A 14,821-nucleotide genomic window follows, 5' to 3' on the forward strand; every position below is an offset into this window, starting at 1 on the left:
ACCGTGCTCAGGGCGCCGAGCGGACGATGGGAATGGCGTAGTGCATCACCGAGTCACCGGATGTCGGGTGGTATTGCGAGCCGTAGATTTCCAGGTCCGGCCCCAGGGAGTGCGACGCGCCGGCCGACAGCAGCCAGCTGGAGTAGATGTAGTTCACTGTCGCATCGACATTCTGCGCAGGGCCCCGGTGGGTGAAGCGTGCATAGGTCGATCCGGGTATTTCCAGGGCCACCATGCCCGGTGGCAACGCACCGGGGCCGCGCACTTCGATGCAGGCCAGGTAGCGCAGCTCTTCCGTGTGGGGTCCTGCTGGCGCCACGGCGCCATAGCAGACCCCGGGCACGGTGTTCGCAATCTCGCCCAGCCGGGGCAGGAACTTCGCCCACAGGGGCGGTAGTTTCTGACCCAGGTTGTTCTTTTCGGAGTCGATGCCGTAGTAGTCCGTGGGCAGCCCGACCAGCTGCATGGCGGGCTGCTCCTTTATGTCGGGTTCCAGAGAAATGTTGTGGTGAATGTGCGCGAGGTAGCTTTGGTCAAACCGGATCTTGCGCACGAACAGCGAGCGGTTGCCCATCTTGCGGTACTGCGACGGCGTGAGCCGAAAGCAATCGCGGAACGCGCGCGTGAAACTCTCCTGCGTCTCGTACCCCGACGCCAGCGCAATGTCGAGCACGCTCAACCGTGTGTTGGTCAACTGCTCCAGCGCCCGCGAGAACCGGCGCGACCGGATATAGGTCTTGAGGGTTTCGTTGGTCAGCGCCTTGAAGATCCGCTGGAAGTGCCACTGGCTCATCCCCGCAGCCCGTGCCACCTCGGAAAGCTGGATATCGGATTCGAGATGGGCCTCGATGAAATCGATGCCCTCCTGGATTTGCCGGAGATAAAGCACAGTGGTGTCCGTTCAAGGGGTTTCAAAGAAACCGGTCATCGCAACCAGCCGGTTCTGGTCGTTGTACCGGCCGTAGCTCACGCCTTCCCCGATCACCTGCCCGCTGCCATCCACCATGTTCCACTTGGCGATGCTCTGCTGGTTGTGGCTGGCGAAATAGTGGGTCACAAAATGCCCACCGGGCACTTGGCTGTGAAAGTTGTCCATGTAGGCCGTCAATTGGTCCCAGCCCTGGGCGGTGGCCAGCGGGTCGTTGTAGGTGCAGGCGGGGTCGAGGGACTGGGTAAAAAGGGCTGTGCGGTCCGCGGCCGAGTCGGTCTTCCACGACGCGGTGTAGGTGTCCCAGATGGATTGAAGGGGTTGTTGGCTCATGGTGTGCTCCTGATGGGTGAATGGAGACGCCATCGTGCCGGGCGCTTGTGCGCCTTTTGGACATTTTGTGCTTATTTGTGGGCGCGTCGTTTGGGCACGAAGTGACGAACCCTGGCCCGCCGGGACTACGCGCTGACGGACGGCGCCGATACCTGTGCCACACCCAGCAGTTGGTGCAGCCGTGGGCTGGTGGTGGTGTATTGCAGCGCCACCTTGTCGCCCTTGAGCGCCTCGGCGGCGCCAAAGGCGGCCAGAGTGGCCTCGTGGAAGCCGCACAGGATGAGCTTGCGTTTGCCGGGGTAGGTATTGATGTCGCCCACGGCGTAGATGCCGGGCACACTGGTGCGGAAGGCTTCGGTGTCCACCACCAGCTGTTTGCGGTCCATGGCCAAACCCCAGTCGGCGATGGGGCCGAGGCGGGGCGAGATGCCGAGTACGGCCACCAGCAGGTCGATTGCCAGGGCGCGGGTGCTGCCATCGGCGTCCACCACCTGCAAGGCGGTCAGCTGGTCACCAGAGGTTTCGATACCGGTGATCTGCGCGGCCTCGACGTGGATGCGGCCCGCATCGCGCAGTTGCTGCAGGCGCTGCAGCAGGGCGTCGGGCGCCTGGAACACATCGCGGCGGTGCAGCAGGCTGACGCGGGCGGCCTGGCCTTGTTCGGCCAGTTCCACGGCGCGGGCCACCGCGGGCTCGTCGCCGCCGTGCACCACCACATGGCGCCCGGCCACGTTGGCCGTGGAGGGCAGGTTCTGGTAGTGGATCTGTGTGCCCACAAAGCGCTCGATGCCTTCCACCTTGAGCGTGCGCGGCACAAAGGCGCCCACGCCTGCGGCAATGAACACCGTGCGGGCCAGCAGCTGTGCACCTTGCGAGGTTTCGATCAGCAGGCGCCCATCGGTGTGCACGGCGAGCGCCGACACCAGCGTGTTCAGGTGCCACTGCGTCTTGAACGGCGCAATCTGCTGAAGCAGCAGGCCAGCCAGCTCGCTCCCGGTGCACACCGGGATGCCCGGGATGTCGTAGATGGGTTTGTCGCCGTACAGCTCGACGCACTGGCCGCCCGCATGGGGCAGGGCGTCGATCAGGTGGGCGGTGATGCCTTGCAGGCCCAGCTGGAAGACCTGGAACAGGCCCACGGGACCCGCGCCGATGACGACGGCGTCGGTTTCTTGAATCATGCTCAAGCCACGCGCGCAGCGCCCGAAACTGGCTTTGCCAGGCCACTGGTGGCGTCCCCCTTGGGGGATGGCACGAAACGACTCAGAGGGGTCACTTGACTAGTTCGTTGACCTTGCCCGGTTTGCCGTTCCACTCGTCGGCGTCTGGCAGCGCGGGCTTGCGCTTGGTGATGCTCTTCCAGCCGTCGGCAAAGGACAGATCGGCGTTGAGCTTGATGAAGGCGATCTGGTCGGGCGGCAGGTCTTCTTCGGCAAAAATGGCGTTGGCCGGGCACTCGGGGATGCACACGGCGCAGTCGATGCATTCGTCAGGATCGATGACGAGCATGTTCGGGCCTTCGCGGAAGCAGTCCACGGGGCACACGTCCACACAATCGGTGTACTTGCACTTGATGCAGTTTTCGGAGACGACGTGGGTCATGACAGGAGTTGTGTGGGTCGGTGAAAACCCTCAATTTTAGAAGCTTTCACCGACCATTGGTTACAAGGTCCCTCACCCGGATGGGGTGACTGGGGTTTGGGGCACTGATCTAGATCAGTTGACCAGCACGGCACCGGCCGTTTTGTGGCTGGCGGTGTCCACCAGGATCAGCGATCCGAGCACCCGGGCTTTGCCGAAGGCCGCTGCGGGAATCGCCTCTTGCAGCAGCAGGTCCACATGGCCGATGGCATTGGGGTCGAGCTGGGTGGCGGCTTCTTCGGCCAGCGTGTTGATGTTGAGCTTGTGCACCACGGCTTTCACCTTGGCCTTGACCCAGCGGTGGCCGTGCAGCGCCCAGTACACGCGGCCTGCGACCAGGGGTTCGTCGTCCATCCAGGCAATGGTGGTGCGCAGCTCGCGGCTGGCGGGCCAGGCGGGCACGCTGGCCGGCGTGTCAAAGTCGTCTTCGGCGGGGGCGGCGACAGCAGGCGCCGCCAGAATCCAGTCGCCGCGCGAGACATCCACCTCGCGGTCCAGGATGAATCCCGCGCTGGTGCCTGCGGGCACATCCGTGGGGCGGCGTGCATGGTCCAGCACCTGGGCCACGGTGGCCAGCTGGCCGCTGGGGAAGATCTGCACGGGCGTGCCAGGCGCTACATTGCCCGAAGCCACACGACCCCAGAACACGCGGCGGCCTTGGGATGTGTCCGACGACGAGGACGAGGACTTTTCGACCCACTGCACGGGGAAGGCCAGGGGCAGGCCCGTATCGGCCGGGGTGTTGGGCAACTGCTCCAGCACCTGCAGCAGCGTGGGGCCTTCGTAGCCGCACCAGCCCGCGTGGGCGTCCACCACATTCCAGCCCTTGAGGGCGGAGACCGGCACCGTGGCGCGCACGGTGATGCCAGCCGCCTGGGCGAAGGACTGCAGTGCGCCCTGGATGTGTTTCCAGGCCAGCACGGGGTCTTCCACCGCGTCGAGCTTGTTCACGGCAAACACCAGCGAGTGCACGCGCAGCAAATGGGCCAGCAGGCTGTGGCGGCGGGTCTGCGGCAACAAGGCCAGGTCGGCATTCTTCCAGTCGAGCTTGGTGGCATCGACCAGCACCACGGCGGCATCGGCGCTGCTGGCGGCGGTGACCATGTTGCGCGTGTACTGCTCGTGGCCGGGGGCGTCGCCGATGATGAACTTGCGCTCTTCGGTGGCGAAGTAGCGGTAGGCCACGTCGATGGTGATGCCTTGCTCGCGCTCTGCGCTGAGGCCGTCGGTCAGCAGGGCCAGGTCGGTTTCGCCCTGGCGCTGCACGCCAGCAAGGTGGTCCTGCAGCACGGCCTTGCTGTCCACCAGCAGGCGGCCGATCAATGTGCTCTTGCCATCGTCCACCGAGCCACAGGTAATGAACTTGAGGGCGGAAATATGGTTATTTTGGCCGCTGGCGCTTGTCTGGATTGCGCTGGAAGCTATCGAATTCATAGTGGTCATCAGAAGTACCCGTCTTTCTTGCGCTTTTCCATCGAGGCATCGCTGGTCTTGTCGTCCATGCGCGTCGCCCCGCGTTCGCTCACGTCGGCGGCCAGGGTCTCGATCACGATCTCGGCCGGGGTGGCCGCCGTGCTCTCCACCGGCGCGGTGCAGGTGATGTCGCCCACGGTGCGAAAGCGCACGTCGCGCGTCTCCACCACGTCGCCGTCGCGCGGCGGTGTCAGTTCGGTCACGGGCATCAGCAGGCCCTTGCGGTCCACCACCTGGCGCTTGTGCGTGTAGTAAATGCTGGGCAGGCCGATCTGTTCTCGGTCGATGTACTGCCACACGTCCAGTTCGGTCCAGTTGCTGATCGGGAACACGCGGAAGTGTTCGTTCGGCTGCAGGCGGGTGTTGAACAGGGTCCACAGTTCAGGCCGCTGGGCCTTGGGCTGCCATTGGCCAAAGCTGTCACGGTGCGAGAAGATGCGCTCCTTGGCGCGGGCCTTCTCTTCGTCGCGGCGCGCGCCGCCGATCAGGGCGTCAAAGCGGAATTCCTCGATCGCTTCGAGCAGCGTGACCGACTGGTGCACGTTGCGGCTCTCGCCCGGGTGGGCCAGGCGCACCGTGCCGCGTGCCATCGAGTCTTCAACGCTGCGCACGATGAGCTCGGCGCCCAGTTCCTGCGCACGGAAGTCGCGGAAGTCCGTCACTTCCTTGAAGTTGTGGCCCGTGTCGATCATGAGCAGCGGGTAGGGAATGCCACCGCCGCTGGCCTTGGTGCCAAAGGCCTTTTCCGCGCATTTGAGCATGACGAGCGAATCCTTGCCGCCCGAAAACAGCAAGGCGGGGCGCTCAAAGGCGGCGGCCACTTCGCGCAGGATGAAGATGGTTTCTTCTTCCAGAGCATCCAGGTGCGAGTTGTTGAGGTGATAGCTCATGTTGTTGTTCTGCAGCTGTGCTGCATCGGTGCGGGCGTTCATGGTCGGATCTGCGGCGGAGTCAGTGGGCAAGATGCAGCCCACACTCGCGGTTGTCTTCGCCCTTGGTGGGGTCCACGTAGTCGAAGTTGTTGGGCAGGCCGTGCTTGACGCAGTATTCGTGCAGGTCCTTGGACGACCAGTGCAGCAGCGGTGCCACCTTGATCAGGCCATCGGGGTTGATGCTGACCGGGTCCATCTGTGCGCGCACGGCGGTGTCGGTGGCACGCAGTGCGGTGAACCACACCTTGGGGGCTGTCTCGCGCAGGGCACGGGCAAAGGGCTCCAGCTTCACTTCCTCGGTGAAGAAGGCGTGGCGTGGGTCGTCCAGGGCTGGTGTTGCGCCTTCTACCGCTTCGCGGTGTGCGCGTGAGCGGCGTGGCAGGTAAATCTGCAGCTTCAGGCCCAGTTGCTTCGTCACTTCGTCGGCAAAGCGGTAGGTGGCCTCGGTGTTGTAGCCATTGTCCATCCAGACCACCGGCACATCAGGGTTCACCTGCGTGACCATGTGCAGGATCACCGCTTCGAAGGGGCGGAAATTGGTGGTGACGATGGATCGTTCGCCCAGGCCCAGCGCCCAGGCTACCAGGCCGGGGGCGTTGCGGCCGAGTTCGGCGTTGACGAGTGTGAGGTCGAATTGGCTCATGGTGTGGGGTTCTAAGGTATACGTGGGCTCAGGGCTGCACTCAAGCAGCAGCCCGGCTGACAAACAGCGGCTGGGGGTTCACGGCATCGCCCTGGTAAAAGCCCGGGAACAGCGCAAACTGGCGCTGCGCATCGGCAGCGTCCACGCCCTCGGCCAGCACGGCGCTGCTGAAACCCGTGCGCTGCATCTGCACCAACTGGTCGATCAGCACGTCGCCCGTGGCGCGGATTTCGCCCTGAAAGCCACGGCGGCGGCGCAGCAGGAAGGCCTGGCTGAAGGCGCGGCCATCGGTGAAGTTGGGGAAGTGCAGGTCCACACGTTCCACACCATCGAGCGGCAGGGCCATGGCGTCGGCATCGTTGGGCAGGGCCACGGTGCGGGCGTCACCCTCTGCGGGCGGCTGGTGGTCTTGGGCGGCGAGTAGTTTCAACATCATGTCTGTGGGGCTGTGCGGTACGGCGCTGTGCGGGCTCAGGCGGCAGCGGTTTCTGGTTCTTTGTGGCGCGCTTGCTTGGCGGCTTCCTTGAACGGGTCCAGGCCTGTGCGGCGCACGGCCGACTGGAAGGTCTCGCCTGGTTCGCGCAGGTCTCGGTACGTGCCGAGCACGGCCTCGATCACGTCGGGCACTTCGGCGGCAGAGAACGAGGGGCCAATCACCTTGCCGGCCACGGCCGCGCCCGACAGGTCAGAACCGTCGGAGCCGCCCAGCGTGACCTGGTACCACTCCTTGCCGTCCTTGTCGACGCCCAGGATGCCGATGTGGCCGCTGTGGTGGTGGCCGCAGCTGTTGATGCAGCCGCTGATGTGCAGGTCGATCTCCCCGATGTCATCGAGCTCGTCCAGGTCCTGGTAGCGCTGGGTGATGGCCTCTGCGATGGGCAGCGAGCGGGCGTTGGCCAGCGCGCAGAAGTCGCCGCCGGGGCAGGCGATCATGTCGGTGAGCAGCTGCACGTTGGCGCTGGCCAGACCCAGGGCCTTGGCTTCTTGCCACAGGGCAAACAATTGGCTGCCGTGCACCCAGGGCAGCAGCACGTTCTGGTCGTGCGTCACGCGGGCTTCGCCGGCGGAGTATTTGTCCACCAGGTCGGCCAGGGCGATCAGCTGCTCGCTGGTGGCATCGCCGGGCGACTGGCCCGGGCGCTTGAACGACAGCGTGACGGCGCGCAGCTGCGGATTTTGGTGGGCGTGCACGTTGCGTTTGAGCCAGCGGCCAAACATCACATGCTCGGCAGCCTGGGCGTCCAGTGAGGCCTGCAGGGCAGCGGGGGGCACGTCGGCAATGTCGGCCAGCTTGGGGGTGACAAAGCAGGCGGCCACGCGGTCGAACTCGGCCTGGGGAATGGTGTGTGGGCCACCGTCGATCTCCACGATCTGGCGGTACTCTTCTTCCACGTCGTCGATGTACTGCTGGCCCTCGGCCTTGACCAGGATCTTGATGCGTGCCTTGTATTTGTTGTCGCGGCGGCCATGCTCGTTGTACACGCGCACGATGGCCTCGATGTAGTTCATGACCTGGTTCCAGGGCAGGAACTCGCGGATCACTGTGCCGATCACGGGTGTGCGGCCCATGCCGCCGCCCACGAACACCTTGAAGCCGATCTCGCCAGCGTCGTTCTTGAGCACGTGCAGGCCCACGTCGTGCCAGCCCGTGGCAGCGCGGTCATCCTTGGCGCCGCTGATGGCGATCTTGAACTTGCGCGGCAGAAAGGCGAACTCGGGGTGCAGCGTGGTCCACTGGCGGATGATTTCCGCATAGGGGCGCGGGTCCACGATCTCGTCCACGGCGATGCCGGCCAGCGCGTCGGTGGTGGTGTTGCGGATGCAGTTGCCGCTGGTCTGGATGCCGTGCAGCTGAACGCTGGCCAGCAGGTCCATTACGTCCGCGCTTTTGGACAGCGGAATCCAGTTGAACTGCACATTGGTGCGGGTGGTGAAGTGGGCGCAGTTCTTGGGCAGGAAGGTGGTACCCAGCTTGCCCTGGCCTTCCATGGCGGCCTTGAAGACGGCCGCTTCGGGTTCGTCGTATTCGCGGGCAATTTGCGCCAGCACGCGCAGCTGGCGGCTGGCGATTTCGCCATAGGGCACGGCCACGCGCAGCATGGGCGCATAGCGCTGCACATACCAGCCGTTTTGCAGGCGCAGCGGGCGGAAGTTGTCTTCCGACAGCTTGCCGGTCTGCCAGCGCGTGAGCTGGTCACGGAACTGCCGTGCGCGCTGCTGCACAAATTGTTGGTCGAATTCGGTGTATTGGTACATCGTGGAGCCACTCAGATCAGAATCAGTTTGAAGCCTGCCCAGGCCAGCAGGATGGACAAGGCGGAGCGAATCAGGCGCTCGGGCGTGCGGGTCACCAGGCGCGAGCCCAGCCAGATGCCCGGCAGTGAGCCAGCCAGTAATTGTGCAAGCAAAGGCCAATCGACCGAGCCCAGCGAAGCGTGTCCCAGACCAGCCACGAGGGTCAATGGCACGGCGTAGGCGATGTCGGCGCCAATGATGCGCGGCAGGGGCAGCATGGGGTAGACCAGCAGCAGCACGGTGACGCCAATGGCGCCCGCACCCACCGAGGTAAAGGTGACCAGCGTGCCGATCACGGCGCCCATCAGGATGGGCAGACTCCAGTGGCGGGGGCGTGTGGGGTCGCCAGCGTGGTTTTTGCGGGCTGCGGCTTCGGCCGCCTGGCGCTGTGCAGAAAACGCAACCACCTTGTAGAGCGTGGCCGCCGCCGTCAGCAGCAGGGCAAAGCCCAGGGTGGTGGTCATGACACGCTGGGCGATGCCGCTCGCGGGGCCCATCACCTTGAGGGCCCACAACGCCAGCAGCGCGGCCGGAATGCTGCCCGCGCAAAGCTGGCCCACCACTTTCCAGGGCACCAGGCGCTGGCGGGCCAGGCTCACGGTGCCGCCCATCTTGGTGAAGGCCGCAAACAGCAGGTCGGTGCCCACGGCCATGTGGGGCTTGACGCCAAAGAAGAAAATCAGGATCGGCGTCATCAGCGAGCCGCCGCCCACACCCGTCAGGCCTACGATCAGCCCGACAGCAAAGCCCGCAAAAACAAACGCCAATTCATGCATGGGTGCGAATGTAGGGGACGGGCTTATGGATGCAAACTATTGTTTTGCTCTGCCAATATGCTCAATTTCTTATAAGCAAGTGTTGGCGTGGGTTTTTAAAGGGTTTTGGTACGGGCTACAGGCGCTCGGTGCCCAGCGCCCTGGCCAGCCTTGCGTCCAGCGGCAAGGGTTCGCTTTGCAGGCGGGCGGCCAGCAGTTCGCCGCACAACAGGGCCAGGGTCAGCCCCCGCGCACCCATGGCGGTGTTGACCCAAAGCCCCCGAAGGTCCGTGGCGTCCACGGGGCCGACGATGGGCAGGCGATCCGGCGCGGTACAACGCACGGCGGCCCAGGACTGCACGGCAGGGGCTGCCGCAGGCCCCTCTTCAGGGTCTGATGCCGCGAGGGGGGTGGAGAGCGCCCGGGCAAATGCGGGTTCCAGCTCCGGGGCTATCCCGGGCAGCAGGCCCTGCAGCTTGGCCCAGTTGGTGGCGTGGGCCGCCTGGACATCGGCGGCGGTGGGGGGCAGGGCCTCGACGTCGCGTTCAAAAGTGGAGCCCATTACCCAGCCGTGGTGGCCTATGAGGTTGTCTTCCAGCGGAAATCGAGGGACCAGGTTGCCGTTGCCATTGGCCGGAAACGGCAGCAGTGGCGCCGCAGGGTCCGTATGCACGCCCCAGGACACCTGCCCCCGCACCGGCTGCAAAAGCCAGCGGTGGTTGAGCAGCGGGAGGCTGCCCGCGCCCGCCGCGATGACCACGGTGGGCGCCTCGGCCAGCACCTTGCCCTGGGCGTCCAGCGCCTGCCAGATGGAGGTCGCTGGGCTGCCGTCGGCGGCAGGGCGCTCGGTGCGCCGCAACTGCGCCACCTGGCAGCCGCCTTGCCAGCGTATGCCGGGCTGCGCCAGCAAGGCCCTGGCCAAACGCGCAGGGCGAACCCAGCCCGCCTGGTGGTGCCAGCAGGCCGTGGCATCGGTGGGCAATTGGGCCTTCGCCAGCGTGGCAGGTGATGCAGGCTCGCTCCAGGCCGCGCCCGGCCCGTCTGCCCAGCCGGGGGGCAGGCCGGGTGTGCCATCGGTGCGGTGCTCCAGCACACCGCAATGCGCCCAGTCCACGCCCTCGCTCAGCAGCCAGCGGGCCTGCTCCAGCGTGGTGCGGATGCCGCTGCGCGACAGGCGCGAGAGCACGCTGTCATCCGGCGACACATGCGGCGCAAACACCCCAGCGGGCAGGGCCGATGCGCCTGCGGCGGGCTCGGGGGCCTGGTCCAGCACCATGACCTGCCAGCCGCGCCGCGCCAGGCTGGCGGCGGTGGCCGCGCCCGCAATGCCGCCGCCGATCACGATGCAGGGGCCGGGCAGGGCGGGGTCGGCCGTGGCCACAGGCTGGCGCGTGGTCCGCGGTTCCCAGCGCGGGTTGTAGGTGGCGTGCAGGTTGTCGCGCTTGGGCGGCACGCCGGGCACACGGGTCACTTCAAAGCCACATTGCGCTAGGGCATCGCGCACAGCGCGTGCGATGGTCCAGGTGGCGAGCTGTGTACCGCGACGGCAACAGCGCGCTACGGCCTTCAGGGTGTGCAGGTCCCAGTTTTCGGGGTTCCGTTGGGGGCTGAAGCCGTCGAGGTAGATGGAATCCACCGTCAGGTTCTGCTGGCGCAGCATGGCCTGGGTGTCGCCCACATACAGGGTGAGCAGCACCCGGCCGTCATCAAAACGCAGGCGGTGCACGCCCGGCAGCAGGCCCCACCATTGCTGGTGCAGTGCTTCTGCCAACTGGGCCAGCTCAGGGTGGACCGAGGTGGCACGCAGCAGATCGGCTGCACTCACGGGCCAGGCTTCTGTCGATACGAAGTGCAGCAGCGTGGGCCGCGCGGGGTCGGCCCGCCAGGCGGCCCAGGTCACCAGGAAGTTCAGGCCAAAGCCAAACCCTGTCTCCAGAATGCGCCATTGCGGCTGCCCCGCCCAGGCCTCGGGCAGGCCACAGCCGTTCAGAAACACCCGGCGGGCCTGGTCCAGGCCGCCGTTTTCGCTGTGGTAGCGGTCGCCGAAGCGGGGGCTGTAGGGGGTGCCGTCCGGCAGCCACTCGATGGGTTCAGTCATGAGAACGGCAAAAGGCCGGCGTGGCGCCGGCCTGTTGGAAAGAGAAGGCGGTTTTTACCGCGAACCGCTCCGGGGTGTGTTGCGCTGCGTCACGCACTGGGCGGGACGTATCCCGCTGCAGCGTCTGCGCCGCTGCCAAAGAAGTGGTTTTGGCGAAACCATTTTTCGCAGTGCTTCACTACGTTACGCACTGGGCGGGACGTATCCCGCCGCGGCGTCTGCGCCGCCGCCGAAGAAATGGTTTTCCATCTGCCGGGCCAGGTACTGGCGGGCGCGGGCGTCGGCCAGGTTCAGGCGGTTTTCATTGACCAGCATGGTCTGGTGCTTGAGCCAGCCGGCCCAGGCTTCCTTGCTCACGCTCTCCCAGATGCGCTTGCCCAGTTCGCCAGGGTAGGGGGGGAAGTCGAGGCCTTCGGCTTCCTTGCCGAGCTTGATGCATTGAACGGTGCGTGCCATGGGGTGTTTCCTTGTATGGAGCGAGCAAACAGGGGTTGCTCAGATGTTTTGGATATAAAGAACTGAAATCTCAGTAGTTCCAGTTTTGAAGAGGGCCTTCCAGAATGCGTTTCATCGGTGTTTTGCACCGAAATACATTCCCAAAAAAGAGGCCTCCAATGAACTTTCGCCGCGACTTTATCAAGTTTCCCTTCGCTGCCGCCCTGGTGGGCAGTTTGGCCCTGACGGCATTGCCGTCGTTTGCACAGTCTGTGACGCTGCTCAATGTGTCGTACGACCCCACCCGCGAGTTGTATGTGGAGTTCAACCAGGCTTTCTCCAAGCACTGGAAGGCCAAGACCGGCCAGGACGTGACCATCAAGCAAAGCCATGGCGGCTCGGGCAAGCAGGCGCGCTCCATCATTGACGGGCTGGATGCCGACGTGGCCACCCTGGCGCTGGCTGGCGACACCGACGCGCTGCATGCCAACGGCGGCTGGATCCCGAAGGACTGGCAAAAGCGCCTGCCGCACAACAGCTCGCCCTACACCTCCACCATCGTGCTGGTGGTGCGCCAGGGCAACCCCAAGGGCATCAAGGACTGGGACGACCTCATCAAGCCCGGCATCAGCGTGATCACGCCCAACCCCAAGACCTCGGGCGGTGCCCGCTGGAACTACCTGGCCGCCTGGGAATTCGCCAAGCGCAAGCTGGGCAGCGATGCCAAGGCCAAGGACTTCGTGGCCAAGCTGTACGGCAATGTGCCGGTCCTCGACACGGGCGCGCGTGGCTCCACCATCACCTTTGCCCAGCGCAACCAGGGTGATGTGCTCATCGCCTGGGAAAACGAGGCCTACCTGCTCGAAAAGGAATTCGGCGCCAAGTTCGACGTGATCGCCCCCTCAATCTCCATCCTGGCCGAGCCCGCCGTGACCGTGGTGGACAAGAACGTGGACAAGAAGGGCACGCGCGCCGTGGCCGAGGCCTACCTGCAGTACCTCTACACCGAAGAGGGCCAGGACATCGCTGGCAAACACTTCTACCGCCCGGCCGTGTCTGACAAAGCCAAGGCCAAGTACGCCAAGCAGTTCCCCAAGCTGAACCTGTTCACCATCAACGATGCGTTTGGTGGCTGGGACAAGGCGGCCAAGGACCACTTTGCGGACAACGCCAGCTTCGACCAGATCTACACGCGGAAATAAGTTCACCCCGCCTGAGCGGGTGGGGTGGTGCCCCAGCCTCGGCGAACCCCGCCCGAACGGGCGGGGAGGGGCACTGCTCGTCCATTTTTTATAAGAAATCAGCCTCTGGCGCTTGTCTGTAAAGCGCTGATAGCTATCAAAACAGTAGTATAGGAACGATATGTCCGCCTTGCTCATCGCCGGCAGCCCTTCAGAGCGCTCACGTTCTGCCGCCTTGCTCGATGCCGTGGCCCAGCGCCTGTCGGTGCGGGGTGCGCTGGTGGACCGCGTCCACATCCGCGACCTCTCGCCCCAGGCGCTGCTGCTGGCCGATTTTGGCCACCCCACGGTGGTGGGGGCTATCGACCAGGTGGCCCAGGCCCGCGTGCTGGTGGTGGCCACGCCGGTCTACAAGGCGGCTTACAGCGGCGTGCTCAAGGTGTTTCTGGACCTGTTGCCCCAAACGGCACTCAAGGGCAAGGTCGTGCTGCCCCTGGCCACGGGCGGCAGCCCGCACCACATGCTGGCACTGGACTATGCCCTGCGCCCGGTGCTGCAGTCGCTCGGCGCCAAAAGCATCTTGCCGGGCATCTATGCCACCGATGCCCAGGTCACGCTGACGCCCGAAGGCTCCTACCATCTGAACGACGACATTGCCACCCGGCTGGACGAGGCCGTCAATGTGCTCGTGACCGAAACCCTGCGGCCATCGCCCGCCCAGGCCACACGGTTTGCGCCCGTGCATTTCTCCCAGGTGCGATGTAGCGTCTGACGCCAGCTCGGCGCTGCGGCAGGCCCGCAGTGCCAGCGCCACCTTCCTTCCCCTTCTTTCACCTTCTTTGATTTTTGCTGCGCCGGGTGCGCGGGCAGGGCGGCGTGCCGCCTGCTGCAAGCCCGGCTCCGGCGCCCACCCTTTGTTGTGCATCGCACTCGGAATTCGCACCATGAATGAACTGACCCGTTTTTCCCTTCAGCGCCGCCACCTGCTCGCCACGGTCGCAGCCACCGCCGCAGTAGCTACGGCCCCCCAGGCCTGGGCCCAGGCCCCCGCCGCTTCTCGCGTGCTGCGTGTGGGCCACCAAAAGGGTTGGCTCTCCATCCTCAAAGGGCGTGGCACGCTCGAAAAGCGCCTGGCCCCGCTGGGGGTGAAGGTCACCTGGACCGAGTTCAACGCAGGCCCGGTGCAGCTCGAAGCGCTCAACGTGGGCTCCATCGACTTTGGCGATGTGGGCGAGGCGCCCCCCATCTTTGCCCAGGCCGCCGGTGCGCCGCTGGTCTATGCCGGTGCCACAGTGCCGCGCCCCGCGCTGGAGGCGGTGATCGTGCCAAACGGTTCGCCCATCCGCAGCGTGGCCGACCTCAAGGGCAAGCGCGTGGCCTACAACAAGGGCTCCAACGTGCAGTACTTCCTGGTCAAGCTGCTCGAGAAGAATGGCCTGAAGTACGGCGACGTGCAGTCCGTCTTCCTGGCGCCGGCCGATGCGCGGGCCGCCTTTGAAAAGGGCGCAATCGATGCCTGGATCATCTGGGACCCTTTCCTGGCCGCCGCCCAGAAAACCCTGGACGCCCGCCTGCTGGCCGACGCCACGGGGGTGGTCAACAACCGCGCGTACTACTTCACCTCGCGCGACTTCGCGACCAAGAACACCGACGTGCTGCGCATAGCGATCGAAGAGGTCAATGCGATTGACACCTGGGCCTCCAAGAACAAGACGGCCGCCGCCGCCGAATTGTCTGCCGTGCTGGGGCTGGACAAGTCCATCACCGAGCTCTACCTCAACCGCGCGAAGTTTGGCACCGCCCCGGTTACCCGCGAGATCCTGGCCGAGCAGCAACAGATCGCAGACACCTTCTTCGACCTGAAGCTGATCCCCAAAAAGCTCAACCTGCTGCACGCCGCGCCCGTCGATCTGCTGTAACCCCCACCGTTCAAGGAGCCTGCCATGCCCGCGCCCATGCCCTTTCCGTTGCATGCACAGCTGCAGCGCGTTCTGTGTGTGACGGCCGCCGCCTGGGGACTGAACACGCAGCAACGCCGCGTGGTGCACCGTGCCCCGCAGTTCGGCTTTGCCATTTCGTATTGAACGCACTGAACGTACCGAACGCA

16 protein-coding genes are annotated in these 14,821 nt (G+C 65.2%); 4 read left to right on the plus strand and 12 right to left on the minus strand.

Annotation, left to right across the window (positions count from 1 at the left end; translation table 11 throughout):
- Positions 1-7: 7 nt before the first annotated feature.
- The 12 genes from ARADN35_RS0109075 to ARADN35_RS0109130 all read right to left on the minus strand — a co-directional run bounded on the left by ARADN35_RS0109075 (position 8) and on the right by ARADN35_RS0109130 (position 11,554).
- Positions 8-889 carry a helix-turn-helix domain-containing protein gene (locus ARADN35_RS0109075; protein ID WP_010461254.1) on the minus strand — a complete coding sequence of 294 codons (882 nt, stop codon included), beginning with the start codon at positions 887-889 and terminating at the stop codon, positions 8-10.
- A 12-nt stretch (positions 890-901) separates the two neighbouring features.
- Complete coding sequence (locus ARADN35_RS0109080; protein ID WP_010461256.1) at positions 902-1,261, minus strand: nuclear transport factor 2 family protein; 360 nt, start codon at positions 1,259-1,261, stop codon at positions 902-904.
- 125 nt (positions 1,262-1,386) lie between these two features.
- Positions 1,387-2,442, minus strand: coding sequence for an NAD(P)/FAD-dependent oxidoreductase (locus ARADN35_RS0109085; RefSeq protein ID WP_010461258.1), 1,056 nt, complete (start codon positions 2,440-2,442; stop codon positions 1,387-1,389).
- Between the two features lie 91 nt (positions 2,443-2,533).
- Positions 2,534-2,863 carry a ferredoxin FdxA gene (gene fdxA / locus ARADN35_RS0109090; RefSeq protein WP_010461259.1) on the minus strand — a complete coding sequence of 110 codons (330 nt, stop codon included), beginning with the start codon at positions 2,861-2,863 and terminating at the stop codon, positions 2,534-2,536.
- Between the two features lie 114 nt (positions 2,864-2,977).
- Entirely contained in the window at positions 2,978-4,345 is a 1,368-nt protein-coding gene (locus tag ARADN35_RS0109095; protein ID WP_010461261.1) for a sulfate adenylyltransferase subunit 1, read from the minus strand.
- Positions 4,345-5,307 (minus strand): sulfate adenylyltransferase subunit CysD, encoded by a 963-nt coding sequence (gene cysD, locus ARADN35_RS0109100; RefSeq protein ID WP_010461263.1) that lies wholly within the window; start codon positions 5,305-5,307, stop codon positions 4,345-4,347. The genes ARADN35_RS0109095 and cysD overlap by 1 nt, the downstream gene beginning before the upstream one ends.
- Positions 5,308-5,326: 19 nt before the next feature.
- On the minus strand, positions 5,327-5,950 hold the full coding sequence (locus ARADN35_RS0109105) for a phosphoadenosine phosphosulfate reductase domain-containing protein (protein ID WP_010461266.1): 624 nt from the start codon (positions 5,948-5,950) through the stop codon (positions 5,327-5,329).
- 40 nt (positions 5,951-5,990) lie between these two features.
- The gene (locus tag ARADN35_RS0109110; RefSeq protein WP_029413763.1) at positions 5,991-6,380 is read right to left on the minus strand and encodes a DUF934 domain-containing protein; all 390 of its coding nucleotides are present in this window, start codon (positions 6,378-6,380) and stop codon (positions 5,991-5,993) included.
- 41 nt (positions 6,381-6,421) lie between these two features.
- Positions 6,422-8,206, minus strand: a complete 1,785-nt coding sequence (locus ARADN35_RS0109115; protein ID WP_010461275.1) for a nitrite/sulfite reductase — start codon at positions 8,204-8,206, stop codon at positions 6,422-6,424.
- Between the two features lie 11 nt (positions 8,207-8,217).
- A complete protein-coding gene (locus ARADN35_RS0109120; RefSeq protein WP_010461277.1) occupies positions 8,218-9,021 on the minus strand; it encodes a sulfite exporter TauE/SafE family protein in 804 nt (267 codons plus the stop codon).
- A 115-nt stretch (positions 9,022-9,136) separates the two neighbouring features.
- A complete protein-coding gene (gene mnmC, locus ARADN35_RS0109125) occupies positions 9,137-11,098 on the minus strand; it encodes a bifunctional tRNA (5-methylaminomethyl-2-thiouridine)(34)-methyltransferase MnmC2/FAD-dependent 5-carboxymethylaminomethyl-2-thiouridine(34) oxidoreductase MnmC1 (RefSeq protein WP_010461279.1) in 1,962 nt (653 codons plus the stop codon).
- 183 nt (positions 11,099-11,281) lie between these two features.
- Complete coding sequence (locus ARADN35_RS0109130) at positions 11,282-11,554, minus strand: oxidative damage protection protein (RefSeq protein WP_010461281.1); 273 nt, start codon at positions 11,552-11,554, stop codon at positions 11,282-11,284.
- Positions 11,555-11,712: 158 nt separating this feature from the next.
- Between ARADN35_RS0109130 and ARADN35_RS0109135 the strand changes: the two genes are divergently transcribed.
- From ARADN35_RS0109135 to ARADN35_RS28270, 4 genes are all read left to right on the plus strand, one after another.
- Entirely contained in the window at positions 11,713-12,735 is a 1,023-nt protein-coding gene (locus ARADN35_RS0109135; RefSeq protein ID WP_010461283.1) for a sulfate ABC transporter substrate-binding protein, read from the plus strand.
- Positions 12,736-12,895: 160 nt separating this feature from the next.
- The gene (gene ssuE, locus ARADN35_RS0109140) at positions 12,896-13,486 is read left to right on the plus strand and encodes an NADPH-dependent FMN reductase (protein ID WP_010461285.1); all 591 of its coding nucleotides are present in this window, start codon (positions 12,896-12,898) and stop codon (positions 13,484-13,486) included.
- Between the two features lie 172 nt (positions 13,487-13,658).
- Positions 13,659-14,633 (plus strand): sulfonate ABC transporter substrate-binding protein, encoded by a 975-nt coding sequence (locus ARADN35_RS0109145; protein ID WP_010461287.1) that lies wholly within the window; start codon positions 13,659-13,661, stop codon positions 14,631-14,633.
- 24 nt (positions 14,634-14,657) lie between these two features.
- Positions 14,658-14,798 carry a hypothetical protein gene (locus tag ARADN35_RS28270; RefSeq protein WP_010461289.1) on the plus strand — a complete coding sequence of 47 codons (141 nt, stop codon included), beginning with the start codon at positions 14,658-14,660 and terminating at the stop codon, positions 14,796-14,798.
- Positions 14,799-14,821 lie beyond the last annotated feature (23 nt).

The sequence above is a fragment of the Acidovorax radicis N35 genome (assembly GCF_000204195.1).
Lineage (GTDB): Bacteria > Pseudomonadota > Gammaproteobacteria > Burkholderiales > Burkholderiaceae_C > Acidovorax > Acidovorax radicis.